This is a genomic window from Roseovarius sp. B08, assembly GCF_051417955.1.
Classification (GTDB): domain Bacteria; phylum Pseudomonadota; class Alphaproteobacteria; order Rhodobacterales; family Rhodobacteraceae; genus Roseovarius.
Genome location: NZ_JBPRLW010000002.1, coordinates 150,851 through 164,651 on the forward strand (window position 1 = coordinate 150,851; position 13,801 = coordinate 164,651).

Sequence of the window (13,801 nt, forward strand, 5' to 3'; positions counted from 1 at the left end):
CCCCTCAATCTCCAACACGCACCACCCAAGGAGCACACAATGGGAAACGACCTCAGACACAAGGGCCTGTTACTGGACGAAGCGGATTTCGCGCTGCCGCAGGACTGCGATATGGCAACGCTGACCCAGGCCGTCGAAAAGTATTGCACGGCGGAGTTTCGCAACGAGTTCGATGACCCTTCCCTCGAAATCTTCGGTGTTGTCTCGGAACGTTTTGAGGAAACCTCCGCCAGCCGTTTCGACAGTTTCAAGGCGGTATGGGTCAAACCGGAAACCAGTTTCCAAGACATATTCGTTGAAACGGCAGACGGCCTTGGGATCCCTGAACCCCTGGCCGTCGAGGCGATCGAGACGGGCCACACCGGGAGTATCGAATCGCAATTCAAGGATCGGATCAGGGCGTATCTCGACACTCGGGAGTATTACTGTGCAGAGCAGCTGATGCAGTATCTCCCATACCTCTGGTCGATCGGCCTTCCGAGCGTGAAGGGCGCAGACGAATTCGATACGCGCGGTAAGGACATGATCGTCGATTACCGCGTCAACGACTACGGGCCGGGTCGACGGATCCTGGTCGAGATCGCGTTCAATTGGGGTCAATAAAAAACGTGAGCCGATCTAATCGGCAAACGATCAAATCGGGAAAAGCCCGCTTGCTGAACACTCATGCCGCTGCTGGACAACGGACATTGATATGAAGATAGGCATCGCCCGCAAAAGGGCGGCTGACCGGCCAGCCTCTGTCGGTAAATGTTGACGGGTTTCTAATTGGTTAAAAACCAGAAACCAAGAGACCTATGGCAGCGACTATCTCGTCGCGCCAAGCCGATGCATCACCGATAACAGAACCGATTTGTGTGCCCGGAATGGCAACCAACTGCGACATGATTATGATGTGCGGGACGCCGTTCAAGTGAATGGGAATATGCAGTTTTGGAATCAGTGCGCCCCATTCGGAGCGAACGAGGACCGGCGCGCAAAGAATATAGGGTGTCTCAATGCCGAGATCTTTCTGAACACGGCACACAATTTCGTTCCCATCGCGCATGCGATGGATGTTTCCTTGCATCATGTCTTTCTCGCTTAAACCTGTCGGAAGCGTGCAAGGCTGGGTCCGTTCTGCTCAAGATAAGAGCTTTCATCGGCAATGCCTTCTTTAGCGGACGCGATCCAGGCGGCACGGTCGCGCTCAGCCCTGGACCTTGCGATGCCAGCGTCGATCCAGTCCCGAACAACCTCGGCAATGGAATTGCCTGTGGCTTTCGCCTCCAATTCGAGAGCCGCCTTGCGATCCTCACCGATGTCACGAATATTCAGTGGTGAAGGCATGATAACCTCGCTTTCAAGCGGATTAGTGTGCATATTGATACACATAAAGCAGTACAACATATAGCACAAGTGCCGTTGGTAATGAAAACCTCTCGAAGACATTTTCGAGAGGTTTGCCTGCACTTTAGCGTAGGAAGAATTGACAACGCTGACGTCTGATCAACATTTATCGGCAGGGGCTGGGCCGACCGGCGAGCCGTCTGACAAGAGTGCTGACCGTGCCCACGGCTCTCAGTCACGTCAACCCGCGCGTGTCGTGTGCGCCGGCGCACCCATTCAACGGATGATATCGATCGGGCCCCAAGATAGCCGAGACAAGCTCGGCCAAAGTCCAACAGGGGAGGATTGTCATCGACAATCCATGATCAACCGTCGCTGACAAACTGGCTTCTATCCACCGAGCTCGAAATCCACAAGACTTGGACCGCCGGTCAAGCTGATTACTACGTGCCCCAGAAGCCAGAAGAACATGCCTTCACGCCTGGTTTCGTGGACTGTCCTCAGGATCTGCTCCACGCAACCGAAACGTAGCCTCTCTTTCGTTTGGTCGCTTCAAGGCCTAGCATCGACGATACGGCTTCGTCCTGGCAAGCATGTCGCTCGATGAGGCACTGACCCCGAGATCCGATCCTGCCCCATTCACGCACGAGGTCAAAGCCGCCGAAGAGATCAGGCTGCAAACTCATGCGGTAGAAACGACGCATGTTGAGCGACAGTGACCTGCCACTGAACTTTCACCCATCCGGAACCAGAGCCCTTCGGGTTGATACGCCGATTGGCGCAGGTGGAGCAACCGACATCCGCGCGGAGCTTTCAGATGGCGCAGCGCGGGTGTCGGTTGCGGTGAACAGGCGCTCGGCGAACGCCTTGGGCGTCTGATAGCCAAGCGCCGAATGTGGGCGCTCCTCGTTGTAATCTGCTGCCCAGGCACGGATCACGGCGCGCGCATGGGGCATGTTGCGGAACATGGTTTCGTTGAGGAGTTCATCGCGCATGCGCCCGTTGAAACTCTCCACAAACCCGTTCTGCATCGGCTTGCCCGGGGCGATGTAATGCCATTCGATCCCCTGCGCGGTAGCGAAGGTTAAGATCGCGTTACTGGTCAGTTCGGTGCCGTTGTCCGAGACAATCATGCCGGGCTTTCCACGCCGTTCGATCAGGGCCGCCAATTCCCGCGCGACACGCCGCCCCGAGATCGATGTGTCCGGAACGGCCGCCAGGCATTCCCTCGTCACGTCATCGACCACGTTCAGGATGCGGAACCGCCGGCCACAGGCGAGCTGGTCATGGACAAAATCCAGCGACCAGCGCGCATTGGGCCGGGCCTCGACCAGGATCGGTGCCCGGGTTCCTACCGCCTTGCGCCTGGCCCGGCGTTTGCGCACCGCCAGACCTTCTTCTCGATACAGCCGGTAGATACGGTTGATCCCGGAGGGTTCTCCCTCCCGGCGCAGCAGCACAAATAGCCGCCGATAACCGAACCGGCGGCGTTCATTGGCCAGATCCCGAAGCCGCTGGCGCAGCCCGGTCTCGGGCGGTCGCGCGGACCGGTAGCGGATCATCTTGCGGTCCGCTCCAACAATCTGACAGGCCCGCCGTTCCGACAGGCCAAGCCTGGCCCGCAGATGCGCAACGGCTTCGCGCTTCACGGCGGGCCTCACCATTTTTTTGAGAGCAGTTCCTTCATCGCCGCAGCGTCGAGCATCTGCTCCGCCAGCAACTTCTTCAGCTTGGCGTTCTCGTCCTCCAGCGCCTTCAGTCGTTTGGCGTCCGAAACCGTCATCCCACCAAACTTGGCTTTCCAGGCATAAAAGGTGCCTTCCGACATCCCGTGCTTGCGGCACAGATCGGCGCACTTCGCGCCTGCCTCATGCTCGGTAAGGATGCCGATGATCTGTTCTTCGCTGTATCTCGTTCGCTTCATTGTCCGTCCCTTCGTTGGGGCGGACTCTAATTCCAAATGGAGGAAAAATCCCGTGGCAGGTCAACAGGTCGATCCGCTTGAGCTCTACGCACTTCGGAGCCGCTTCCAATCCTTCAAACATGTTGGGTGTACTCGAACCGGTCCCGTTGAGATCGGGTTTACGAGTGCAGTGTCGCTTTCTTGAGCACCACTTCCAAATCCTGCGGTCCGGGCGCCACCATGTGCAGTTCCCGCAGATCATCATGTGCCGACGAGACGGCGTCGAGACATTCCTGGATCGACTGGCTCAAAGTGCGAGGTTCGTACGTCTCTGCCGTGGCATGCATGATCAGGCGAAACCGGTTGGAATCCACGCGCGCAGGCCCCGTCAGATCGCAATCGTAGCCGTAGACCAGGGTGAAAGCAGGAAACACCACAGTGTTGATCTGGGGGCGCTTGTCACAGAGAGCCCAATGGGTCATGCGGGAGGGAACGATATTGGCCGAAACGATCTTGCGCACACACTCGAATTTCCGTCCTTCTTCGGGACGAAAGCTGGTGCAGACAGCTTCGATCTGCGCACCCCGCGACACAAAGCCGACGCAGGGTTCCGAAACGACATGTCCCGGGACGTCGACATGGCCGATGTCAACGCCTACTAGACCAGCGTCCGATTTCGTCACATCTCCAAGCAGTCCGACAACTTGCCGCAACCAGGGCGATGTCGTTAGTTCCGTGGCGAAGGTCGCCGCTAAGTGGATGGTGGAAGCCATTTCTTGTTCTCCTTTAAGTTCATTTCCGACGCCGGTCTCTCCGGCGCCTGACAGGGAGATGTCTTCGACGCCATGCCGCCGGAAATCCGCGTCCGCGTGACGTTGCGTCAACGATGTTTGGTGGTGCTCGCTATATTGTCTTGGCGATGACGATCGCACTCTCGGCGAATGTCATGCGATAACTTTTGACGGCGTAGATGCCTCCGCCTGACGGCATCGGAATGTGTTGGGATAATGATACTGAGTATCGCCATAGAAGGAGGCGGCATGGTTTTACGACCTAAACCTCGGCGGGGCTGAACCATCTGGCGAGACGGGGAGAATTGAGATTCCCCTGTTCGTAGAACTATGTGTAAGTCTGATCTCCAACGAAGACGCGGAACGTTTTTCCTGCTGGAGATGCGGTCCGACGCTCTTGGGGCAACGGTGATGAATCCCGGCTGCCATACAGTTTCAGCCGCCGATATCGCGGCGTTGCTGCGGCGCAAGGCTCCGAAGATACGTATCATGACCCAATTTGCATTTGCTTGTGGAGGGCTGGACACTGGCACTTGAATTTGATCGAGAAGCGGAACGCATGGCGACAGTCGTATAGCTGGCCGATGTATCCAAGAACCATCACGATGAACTGATACGAGAATATCAAGAACGCTCTGAGGCTGCCTTCGCATCAATCACTCTGCGGAACTTTCGCCAATCACTTACAAATTCCAAGTATGGTGTCGCGAGCATGGCTTCGACCTGGGCCCATGTACTTCAGGTTCGGGCGAGCCTCCGACTGATTGAAAGTCAAAGCCCGACCGATCGAAAAGAGGCGCCTTCGCTTGTCAGAAGAATTCTATATATTTCGGACATCAAGGTTTATGCAGCTCCAACTCCGGCAGGTCCCTGAGGCTCTAAAGATCGAAGGACGCCAGAACGATCTCCGTCGTCGCAAAGGTCTGCGCCGCGCCATGGCGCGGCGACTACGGTGCGCTGGCAATCAGTTCCTTGCAGCGCAACCAGACCAACAAATCGCGGACGATCTCTTTGCCGAAGATCTCGGTCAGGCTGACACTGTACCCTTATCCCGGCGGAATCGAGGCGGATTATGAACTTTAAACATAGCTGGATCAGATATGGCTGATCCCCTAAATCTATCCTTGCCAATTGGTCTCCAGCCGTTTCAATTATCGGTATCAATGACATAGCCGGGGGAAGTTAGTTAATGGCGGGTAAATTCGAACTGTACCAAGACAAGGCAGGAGAGTTCCGTTTCCGCCTGAAAGCGGGCAACGGAGAGATAATTTTGGCGAGCGAGGGTTACAAACAAAAGGCCAGCGCAGAAAACGGCATCGCATCGGTAAAATCGAATGCGCCCCTGGACGAGCGGTATGAACGAAAAACCAATTCCGCCGGAAAGCCAATGTTCAATCTCAAAGCCAGCAACGGCCAAGTCATTGGAACCAGCGAATTCTATAGCAGCGCGTCGGCACGCGAAACTGGAATCGCGTCAGTGAAATCCAATGCACCCGGTGCGCGGGTCGACGACCAGACAAGCTGAAGTCGGGGACTTCAGCTTCTAGCTGTCGAAAATCTTCGAAACAAAATCCGTGTCGATTACGGCCTAGAGTTCCAAAAGCTGGGGCTCGACGGTGGGCTTGCCTAGGCGCTCGGACTTATCCACAATTTCTGGGGATAACTCCGAAGCTGAAAAGGAGGGGCCATTATCGTGACCTGGCTGGCCTTCGATCCCGACGCACTTGATGGCAGCCCGGACACTTGCCCAAACGCCCGGCATCCCCGCTTCGATCATCAAGATGACGTACGGGATCTTCATACACATTCAATTCGGTGCGTGGTATGCTGCAACTATGAACAAAAACTCCGCACTTAAGAGATCGGCGACCACAGGACGCTTTGTGACAAAGCCCCTGGGTAAGAGCAAAGCCACAAAGTTCGCGAAGGTCGAGGGCGTTACGACCAGTACCAAATCCGCTAGGGCTCTCAAAACCTATTCCGATAGTCGGCTCAATGGCGACGCCCTTCGCTCCGCGATTACGGGTTCCTTTGTCACCAAAAAAGGTAAATGAGTCGGTACGACGTCACAGAGGACCCCCTCTGTTACCCCGGCACCAACGTTCTTCGAAACAAGGCCGACCTGACCGATCAAGATGAACTAGATCAGTTCGAACAGCTCATGTTCTTGACTCGATCCGAGGAGGCGCTGCCTGAAGGTGCCCTCGACTATGAGCATTATCGGGCGATCCATCACCGCTTCTTCCAAGACGTCTACGCGTGGACGGGACAACCAAGGCAAACTCGAACTGCCAAGGGAGGAAATTGGTTCGCAAGCGCAGGGAGCGCGCCTCTGGCGACTGATGTGTAGAGGGCGAGCCGACCGGGCGGATTGAATCGATCGCCATGGATTGCTGTGCCAACACCAGAGCTCGGGTGAGATAGACCAGAGTGCAGAGCCTCACGAATAGCCTTCTATCGGGGTCATTGTATGAGGAGTGATTGCGCGCAGAGTTAGCGGGTCCACGAGGCTCCACCAGGAGCTATAAAGATGTCTCGGAGCGGGTGTCCATGGCGCTCGTGCCAATCAGATTGCTCCGCGAACGCGTCCGCGTTTTCAGCAAGCCAGTTGTTGCGTCGGGTTTCCGCGACAGCGTTGATGAGTGCCGCCTCGGCGACTGCAGAGACGTCGATCCCAAGCTCCGATGCGCTCTTGAGAACATCAGCATCGAGAAATAAGGATGTATTGCGTTTGGTCTCCGTCATGAATACGACCACACCCCATTATGACGCTGCCACAGTATTACGTTCTCGGGTGAAGCGAAAGATTTTGGAACACCCGAACAAAAACCGGTTTTCATACTGAAAGTCGTGCGCGATGGTGTCGGGAACGCATCCCACGGAGATTTAAGGAGATTGGTAGTGAAGAGTTGGCTGACATGGACAAACATCAAGAGCACATTCTGGGGCCTTGCCGCTATCGGCGCGCTTATCGCGTTCGTTAACCTGGCCGCAGCCCTTCCGGTGTGGATTGGAGCGATCCTGTTTTTCGGTCTATTTTACGTCGTCAATGGGGGGCCAGAAGGCGGTGTTCGCGGCGGCGATCATGGTGGTCCGGACGGGTGACGCCGACCAATCTTCCTCCCTGTCAGTTTGTCTGTCTCTCGATGCCGGCCAGGCGGTTTGATGTAGACATTTTCCCAGGGAAAATGTCCACCGCGCCGTCAGAATAAGCGGTCTACATCGTGACCAAAGTGGGGAAAACAAGATGTGGTGTGATTTACCCTGAAACTCACGTCTTCCCCCGGCAAAACCCGAGAGAAGACGTCTATATGTTGTGGCGTTTAATCCTTGTGATTCAGAAAGTCGATGTAATTTCAGGAAGCGATACATCCGAAGCCCCTCTTGCGAATGCCATCATCAAGATGGCAGGCTGACACGAACGATGTTTGGCAGATGCTATCCTGCAACCCTGACCACCCTGATACTTCATGAAGTAACGATAACCGAGAATTATCATGACCATGCGGCCGTGACCGAACTGGTCGATATAGGCGTTCTGCACCCAGTTATCCGACTGCCTAAACGGCAAATCTCCTTCTATCGGCCGTCGAAAGTCCGTTCGAAGAAGGGATTGGAAATAAGGTTTCTCTGTCGTCTCGTCTGTCATACGTCTGGCAATCCCATCGCCGCCCCGTGACTATTCAGAGCCCTCACGAGGCGCTTCCTCAACATCGAGATCGTCAAAAGCCTCAATGTAACTCCTTGCGCGGCGCGGGAAGTGAGCCGCAAGCTCGTCGACATCCATGCGGCACTTGCGAAGCCGGAAGGTCCCACGTTGCTCCCGCATTTCGTAAAATTGGATCGGCCGTTGACGGTCATTGAGCGCTTTGAAGATCGTGTACTTCAAGGCGGACCCACATCTTATCCCGAACACGACCTCTTCCAGTTCCAAAGGACAATCTTGCAAGCCCCGGTTGCCGATGAGCCGCCACTCCTGCTCGTAGCGCCAGGAACTCGCCTTGCGCAGCAGAACGGCTTCGTCGACACGTCGCCGCGCGGCCGGGTCATGATCCTTGATTGCCACATCACTCGCTTTGACGTTGCGGCTACCGCCATAGTTGATCTTGTTCAGCCGATCCGCTGTGTCCTCGGGAACCGAATATCCGGCGCATATGCCCCGGTGCTGATCGCCATAGTGGCTCCACATCAAAGGACATGTGGCTCGGGCGCCAAACGACACGATGCCCCTGTCGTAGCGCCTCAAGAGCTCTTCCTCGAGATAGAGTGTCAGCAGAAATAGCTCAGGATCCGCCATCTCATAGGTCGGATCTCCGGCGTTGTACCGGATCTCGCTCAACAGCCGGTCAGCCTGCTTGCGGCTATGGCGCGCAATGTGTTCGACGGTCCTTGGCCCGCGGTATTTCAGGGACTTCGCTGCCGTCGTCATTTCGGCGTTCGTCCGCTGCTCGACGAGATGGCTCAGGATCCGCTCAAGCTCGTCAGCTGAAATGTCACCTTCGACGTTGGGACGGCTGTCAAGCGGATCGTTGAAATCGGCCGGATCGGAAAAGTAGAGTTGGTCGGCGACCAACATGTCAAGCACCCTGCCGCTGAAGGCACGATACTTGTAGACACGGCGGGGTGGGCTTGGCTTCTTCAACTCTTCCTCCGTCAACTGCCTTACGTTAATGACTCTCGTTGCGCTGATTGCCTGTGCGCAGCAGCCAGTCTTTCAGGTTTCCGCGGCTATCTCGTCAATCCATATCTTTTCGTCGCTGAGAGAGCGAACGGATAGACAATGCGCGGGATCCAAGAGGATGACATGGGAAGTGGATCCAGACGAGTGGCATGAGCTCAAAAAGCCTTCTGCACTGCCGGTATGCCGACATGATTTTCTGCAAAGAATGGGTTATAAGGACCGAGTTGATGTTGAAGCACTTTAGCACGCAAACAGATTCGGGAGACGTTCAAATGAAACTCCGGCCAATTGCATTTACAGCGGCCTTCATCGCGATCGTCAGCACAGCTTCAGCCCAAGAGTTCCACCGTGTGACGGTGATGGCGTTCAACGTTGAAAACCTGTTCGATGCGGAAGACGACCCCGATAACACTGGCGATGATACTTATCTGCCGCTCGCCGTGAAACAGGCCGATCCTGACCACGAAGCGAATTGCCGGGCCCACAACGACATCGATTTCTACGCCCAGCAGTGCATCAATCTCGACTGGAGCGAAGCAGTTCTCGACCAAAAGCTCGCCGCACTTGCTGATGTGATCGTGGCCGCCGCTCCCTATCCCGACATCCTCATTATGCCGGAGACTGAGAACCCGGCTATCGTGGCACGGTTGAACAACGCGCTACCTTCGGAGCTACGGTTTCAGACCTTGGTCCAGCTCGACTCGACCTCGGTGACAAGCGACCGGGGCATCGACGTTGCCATCGCGAGCCGCCTGCCGCTCGCGGCGGCTGCGACAGCGCATCAGGTTGACTTCGGAACCGATACCGAGCTCTGCGGGGGCACACGTGACATCATTGAGGTCCCCCTGACGCTCCCCGATGGCAAGGCGTTGCATGTCTTCGGCGTCCATCTGCCCTCCGGTGGCAATCCGCTGACCTGCCGCGAACATGCGATGCGAACGTTGATCGCGACCCGTAGCGCACTTCCACAAGACGCACTCGTCATCGCCGGCGGCGATTTCAATCTCAATTGTAGCGAAACGCGAGGCGATCTGTTTCAACGCATGGTCCGGTTCGGCAGGTGGGGTGTTCCGCCGGAGGTCACGAGTGGCTGCGCGGAACCCGGCACCAGCAAGCATCGGGAGCGCGGGTTCGGAACGTGGTTCACATGGTCGTTTCTCGACTTCTTCCTTGTTTCGGAAAACATGCTCGCCGAACAGCGCTCAATGTCCGGTTGGTTCGTCAATCTTGGATCCTTTCGGACCGCGGTAACCAGCGGAGAGCAAATCGAGGCGAATGGCGAAGGCTTCGTATCATCCAAGCGCTTCAACCCCGAAAACGGAACCGGCGTTTCAGACCATCTGCCGGTGATGATCGAGCTGGTGACACGGTAACAGGGATAGCGGCAAGGAGAGCCGGGACATGGGCAAGTTTTTCATGGGACTGGGCGTCGTCCTGCTTCTCGCCGGGATTGGGGCGTTCTTTGTGTTTCCGAGCCCAGTCGGCGTCACGACCGACCTGCCCGACGCGGTGTTCGGCGCCAACGACACGATCGCCATCGATCCGGATCGATTGCGGGCCGCCGTCGAAGCCGCCAACGAACGCGCCGACACGCTCAACGAGAGCGGCATTAGCTATCAGACTTGGGCACAGCGTCTCCTCTTTCTCGTCCTCGTCGCCGGGTCGCTGATAGCCTTCTTCGCCGGCCTGCAGAAAATGTATGAGGACCTCAAGAAGAAGAAGGTCTGGCTCACCGTGGCGATCGGCCTGCTCGGCAGCCTTTCGGCGGTCTCGACCTATGCCGCCGGGTATCTGGACGGACAGGCCAAGCAGAGTTTCGGATGCATTTCGGAGATCGAGAAACAGGTCCGCAAGACGGTTGAGGACATCCGCACCGAGAGCGACGCGGCGCTTGCTGATCAGTATCTGGGAGAAATGGAACGCAAGGTCGCGCGGTGTCCCGCATGAGATTTTCGCGGGCAATTTCTGTCTGCGGCGCCTTCCTCATAGCGGTCACCTTTGGGGTCAAGCCAGCGCCAGCGCAGGACTGCTCTTTCGAAAGTCGGCTCATCGAGCCGACTGAGACGCAGCTCACGGACGCAGTCAAGATCGTCAACGGTCTCCTCGGCGATCCCGAGCTACGTCTTGAACTGGCCAAGGACGGCGAAGTGCAAGGATCGGAGATCCCAGTGTTTGCCGTCAAACCCTCCGATGCCAACGGGATGGTGGCCCATGTCCGGCAGGGCTGCCGGGCCATCTTGATTGGCACTCAGGAATTCGAGGAGTCTTTCCCAAAGCTCGCCGAGGGCAACGTGCTCATCAAGGGTCATGAAAAGGAGATGCTCGCGCTTCTGCTTCTGCACGAGCTCGGCCATATTCATCTCGACCACTATGGCGGCTTCATCCCGTCCGATCAGGCACCGGCCCTCAATCTGAACCCGACAGCTTCGAAGGAGCGCGAGGAGGATGCGGACGCCTTCGCGGCCGGGATCCTGCGCGACGAGATCACCGCCATGGACGAAGGCGAAGCGTTCATTCCGGGAGTGATGGCGATCACATTCGTCTCAAACCTGTCCGTCGTGATCAGCGCCCAAGCCTCTCTCGACTGTTTCGGCTGCCGCGTCCTCGGCTCACCGGACGTCTTCTGGGATCACAGCCAGTCGCACGAAAACCTGGAATACCGCCTGCTCAAGATGAACCACGCGATCGCGCCGACCGATACCTCGCAGCAGCTCCTCGACGACTACGAGCGTGCCCGCGACGAAAGCGGCCGGGGCAACATGCGGATCGTCACTCCCGACGGGGGCACCCGCCTCATCGAACCAGGCAGCGAGGAATTTGAGGTCTTCGAGAAGCTGATCGGCGATTTGGAGGAACTGCAGCAATCCGACGATGAGGACTGAGCGGAGGAGGAAGAAATGCGCGAGACAAAACCAGGGACGGACTGAAACTGCATGTGGTAGCTGGGAGCTATGTGGTCCTGCTTGGCTGGCATCTGCCCGAGGATGACTGTGACGGTCTGATGGGATTTTCCATTCACCGAACCGACCACACCGAAGACGAGGCCTATTACCTGAGCGGCCAAAAGGCGTTCCAAGAAACTGATCCAGGCTTTCCGCCTGGAACGCCTCACTCGACGAAGGACCATCCCGTCCAATCCTTCCAGTGGTCCGACTACACTGCCAAGCCCGGGCATGACTACACCTACCGGGTTTCAGCGCTGAAAGGCGACCCGAAGAACCTGACGGTCCATGCCGAAGTGGAAATCAAAATCACGACCGAAGCACCTGAAGCGGGCGATCACGACATCTACTTCAACCGCGGCGTTGCGGGCTCGCAGGCCTATGCGCGACGCTTCGGCGATCGCGGGCCGGAAGAGGTTCCGAACAATGCAGCTTACGATTGGCTGTCGCGCGGCCTCATGGAGGCCATGGCCGTCTTCATCGACGAGTGCGATGGCGGTCGCGACGGCCTGCGTGTTGCAGCCTACGAGTTTCGCTACGGCCCGATCCTAGATCGGCTGAAGGCAACCGTCGACCGCGGCGTCGATGTGCAGATTATCTACGATGCGCGCAAGGAGTTCCCGCGCGACGAGAACCGGAAGGCCGTTGCCGCGGCAGGCCTTGCCAGCGTCTGTAAGGAGCGCATGGAATTCAAGAGCGCCATTCAACACAACAAGTTCATGGTCAAGCTTCGAGAGGGCGCACCTGAGAGCGTCTGGACCGGCGGCACCAACTTTTCCGAGGGCGGGGTATTCGGCCAGTCCAACGTCGCCCATGTCGTCGAGAACCCCGATGTCGCGCAGTCGTTTCTCGACTACTGGGCGATCCTGCACGAAGACCTGAACGGCGAACCGACACGACACAAGGTCGAGGCAATATCGTTTCTGCCAACCGGCAAGACGCCGGCGGGAACGATCGCCATTTTCAGCCCGCGCGATTCGATCGATGCGCTCAACTGGTACGCCGACATCGCCTTCAAGGCGCGCGAAGGTCTGATGATGACGTTTGCCTTCGGCATGCATGACGTCTTCAAGGAGGTCTATCGTTCGGGCAACGCGCCGTTCCGGCTTGCTCTGATGGAAAAGGCGGCCGGTCCGAAACGTACGAAAGAGGCCCGGAAGGCGGAAGAGCGCAAAATCCAGGTCCTGCGGAACATGCCGGAAAACACCTTCGCAATTGGCAGCTTGATCAAAACGAACAAGATCGACGGCTGGGTGAAAGAACGGCTGACCGGGCTTAACAGCCATGTGCGCTACGTCCATAACAAGTTCATGCTGATCGATCCGCTTGGCAATGACCCGATCGTCGTCGGCGGCTCGGCCAACTTCTCGAAGGCATCAACCGAGAAGAATGACGAGAACATGCTTGTCGTGCGCGGCGACAAACGGGTGGCCGACATTTATCTGGGCGAGTTCATGCGGCTCTACAGCCATCACGCCTTCAGGGAGTCCTTGAGGTTTCGCGGGTCAAAGCCGCCCAAGCCATTGCGGACGGACGATTGGTGGACGGACTATTTTGCCGATACGCCGCGCTCGGTGCGCAGACGGTTTTTTTCCAGAAGCCGTGTGTAGAGTGGGCGGAGGATCTACTAAGAAGGGTCCGCCTTGCTTGGGTAAAGGTTAACCGGAATTCAGATTAGCTATTTTGCTACGTAGACATCGGTTGAGTGGTAAAGGATGTTTATCCCACCGCTCACCTTGCCTTCGATGCGAACATGGTGATGGGTGACGACGCCTTTAATCTTTTTTCCATCGACCTGATCGTCCAAGTCGATCGTACTGCCAATCGCCGACACCGGCATAGGATTGTCCGCAACTGCAAGACTATTGACGCCAGTCGTGGACCCTTGATCGGTTTCATGGTGCATTACCGCATACCGAAACCCTTTGTATTCCGCCATGTCTCCCCCTCGTAGCTTCCAATGCGTTACCGAAGTTAAGCCAAAACTTTTCGAGCTGTCCATTTGAACAGGCTGTAACAGCAAACGGCATCCTTAGCAGTTCCACGGAAGAGCGGCAGTCTTTCTACGGAACCCTGCCAGACCCCCTTCCAGCCTTCTCCGGATCCGACAGGGCCCAAAGCCCACTTTCACTCTCTTAGCCAACTAGGACTGGAG

Annotated in this window: 15 protein-coding genes; 7 read left to right on the plus strand and 8 right to left on the minus strand. The window is 56.9% G+C overall.

Going from position 1 to position 13,801, the window contains the following annotated elements:
* The first annotated feature begins 39 nt into the window (after positions 1 to 39).
* Complete coding sequence (locus ACSQ76_RS22030; RefSeq protein WP_437158343.1) at positions 40 to 603, plus strand: hypothetical protein; 564 nt, start codon at positions 40 to 42, stop codon at positions 601 to 603.
* A gap of 169 nt (positions 604 to 772) precedes the next feature.
* Here the strand turns inward: ACSQ76_RS22030 and ACSQ76_RS22035 are convergent, their stop codons facing one another.
* From ACSQ76_RS22035 to ACSQ76_RS22055, 5 genes are all read right to left on the minus strand, one after another.
* The gene (locus ACSQ76_RS22035) at positions 773 to 1,072 is read right to left on the minus strand and encodes a CcdB family protein (RefSeq protein ID WP_437158344.1); all 300 of its coding nucleotides are present in this window, start codon (positions 1,070 to 1,072) and stop codon (positions 773 to 775) included.
* Positions 1,073 to 1,083: 11 nt separating this feature from the next.
* Positions 1,084 to 1,329, minus strand: a complete 246-nt coding sequence (locus ACSQ76_RS22040) for a hypothetical protein (protein WP_437158345.1) — start codon at positions 1,327 to 1,329, stop codon at positions 1,084 to 1,086.
* Between the two features lie 500 nt (positions 1,330 to 1,829).
* Positions 1,830 to 2,045, minus strand: coding sequence for a WGR domain-containing protein (locus tag ACSQ76_RS22045; RefSeq protein WP_437158479.1), 216 nt, complete (start codon positions 2,043 to 2,045; stop codon positions 1,830 to 1,832).
* An 18-nt stretch (positions 2,046 to 2,063) separates the two neighbouring features.
* A protein-coding gene (locus ACSQ76_RS22050; protein WP_437155805.1) for an IS3 family transposase occupies positions 2,064 to 3,253 on the minus strand; the annotation gives its coding sequence in 2 pieces (ribosomal slippage) (positions 2,064 to 2,992 and positions 2,992 to 3,253; 1,191 coding nt in all).
* 158 nt (positions 3,254 to 3,411) lie between these two features.
* Positions 3,412 to 4,005 (minus strand): hypothetical protein, encoded by a 594-nt coding sequence (locus tag ACSQ76_RS22055; RefSeq protein ID WP_437158346.1) that lies wholly within the window; start codon positions 4,003 to 4,005, stop codon positions 3,412 to 3,414.
* 1,207 nt (positions 4,006 to 5,212) lie between these two features.
* Here ACSQ76_RS22055 and ACSQ76_RS22060 point away from each other — a divergent pair.
* Complete coding sequence (locus ACSQ76_RS22060) at positions 5,213 to 5,548, plus strand: YegP family protein (protein ID WP_437158347.1); 336 nt, start codon at positions 5,213 to 5,215, stop codon at positions 5,546 to 5,548.
* Positions 5,549 to 6,516: 968 nt separating this feature from the next.
* Here the strand turns inward: ACSQ76_RS22060 and ACSQ76_RS22065 are convergent.
* Entirely contained in the window at positions 6,517 to 6,768 is a 252-nt protein-coding gene (locus ACSQ76_RS22065) for a type II toxin-antitoxin system CcdA family antitoxin (RefSeq protein WP_437158348.1), read from the minus strand.
* Between the two features lie 156 nt (positions 6,769 to 6,924).
* On the opposite strand from ACSQ76_RS22065, the gene ACSQ76_RS22070 reads away from it, so the two are divergent.
* The gene (locus tag ACSQ76_RS22070; RefSeq protein WP_437158349.1) at positions 6,925 to 7,128 is read left to right on the plus strand and encodes a hypothetical protein; all 204 of its coding nucleotides are present in this window, start codon (positions 6,925 to 6,927) and stop codon (positions 7,126 to 7,128) included.
* Between the two features lie 574 nt (positions 7,129 to 7,702).
* Here the strand turns inward: ACSQ76_RS22070 and ACSQ76_RS22075 are convergent.
* Positions 7,703 to 8,599 (minus strand): DUF2971 domain-containing protein, encoded by an 897-nt coding sequence (locus tag ACSQ76_RS22075; protein ID WP_437158350.1) that lies wholly within the window; start codon positions 8,597 to 8,599, stop codon positions 7,703 to 7,705.
* A 332-nt stretch (positions 8,600 to 8,931) separates the two neighbouring features.
* On the opposite strand from ACSQ76_RS22075, the gene ACSQ76_RS22080 reads away from it, so the two are divergent.
* The 4 genes from ACSQ76_RS22080 to ACSQ76_RS22095 all read left to right on the plus strand — a co-directional run bounded on the left by ACSQ76_RS22080 (position 8,932) and on the right by ACSQ76_RS22095 (position 13,256).
* Positions 8,932 to 10,077, plus strand: a complete 1,146-nt coding sequence (locus tag ACSQ76_RS22080; protein WP_437158351.1) for an endonuclease/exonuclease/phosphatase family protein — start codon at positions 8,932 to 8,934, stop codon at positions 10,075 to 10,077.
* 28 nt (positions 10,078 to 10,105) lie between these two features.
* Complete coding sequence (locus ACSQ76_RS22085; RefSeq protein WP_437158352.1) at positions 10,106 to 10,651, plus strand: hypothetical protein; 546 nt, start codon at positions 10,106 to 10,108, stop codon at positions 10,649 to 10,651.
* Positions 10,648 to 11,586, plus strand: coding sequence for a hypothetical protein (locus ACSQ76_RS22090; RefSeq protein WP_437158353.1), 939 nt, complete (start codon positions 10,648 to 10,650; stop codon positions 11,584 to 11,586). Before ACSQ76_RS22085 ends, ACSQ76_RS22090 begins: the two co-directional genes overlap by 4 nt.
* Positions 11,587 to 11,657: 71 nt before the next feature.
* On the plus strand, positions 11,658 to 13,256 hold the full coding sequence (locus ACSQ76_RS22095; protein WP_437158354.1) for a phospholipase D-like domain-containing protein: 1,599 nt from the start codon (positions 11,658 to 11,660) through the stop codon (positions 13,254 to 13,256).
* Between the two features lie 68 nt (positions 13,257 to 13,324).
* Here the strand turns inward: ACSQ76_RS22095 and ACSQ76_RS22100 are convergent, their stop codons facing one another.
* Positions 13,325 to 13,585, minus strand: coding sequence for a hypothetical protein (locus ACSQ76_RS22100; RefSeq protein ID WP_437158355.1), 261 nt, complete (start codon positions 13,583 to 13,585; stop codon positions 13,325 to 13,327).
* Positions 13,586 to 13,801 lie beyond the last annotated feature (216 nt).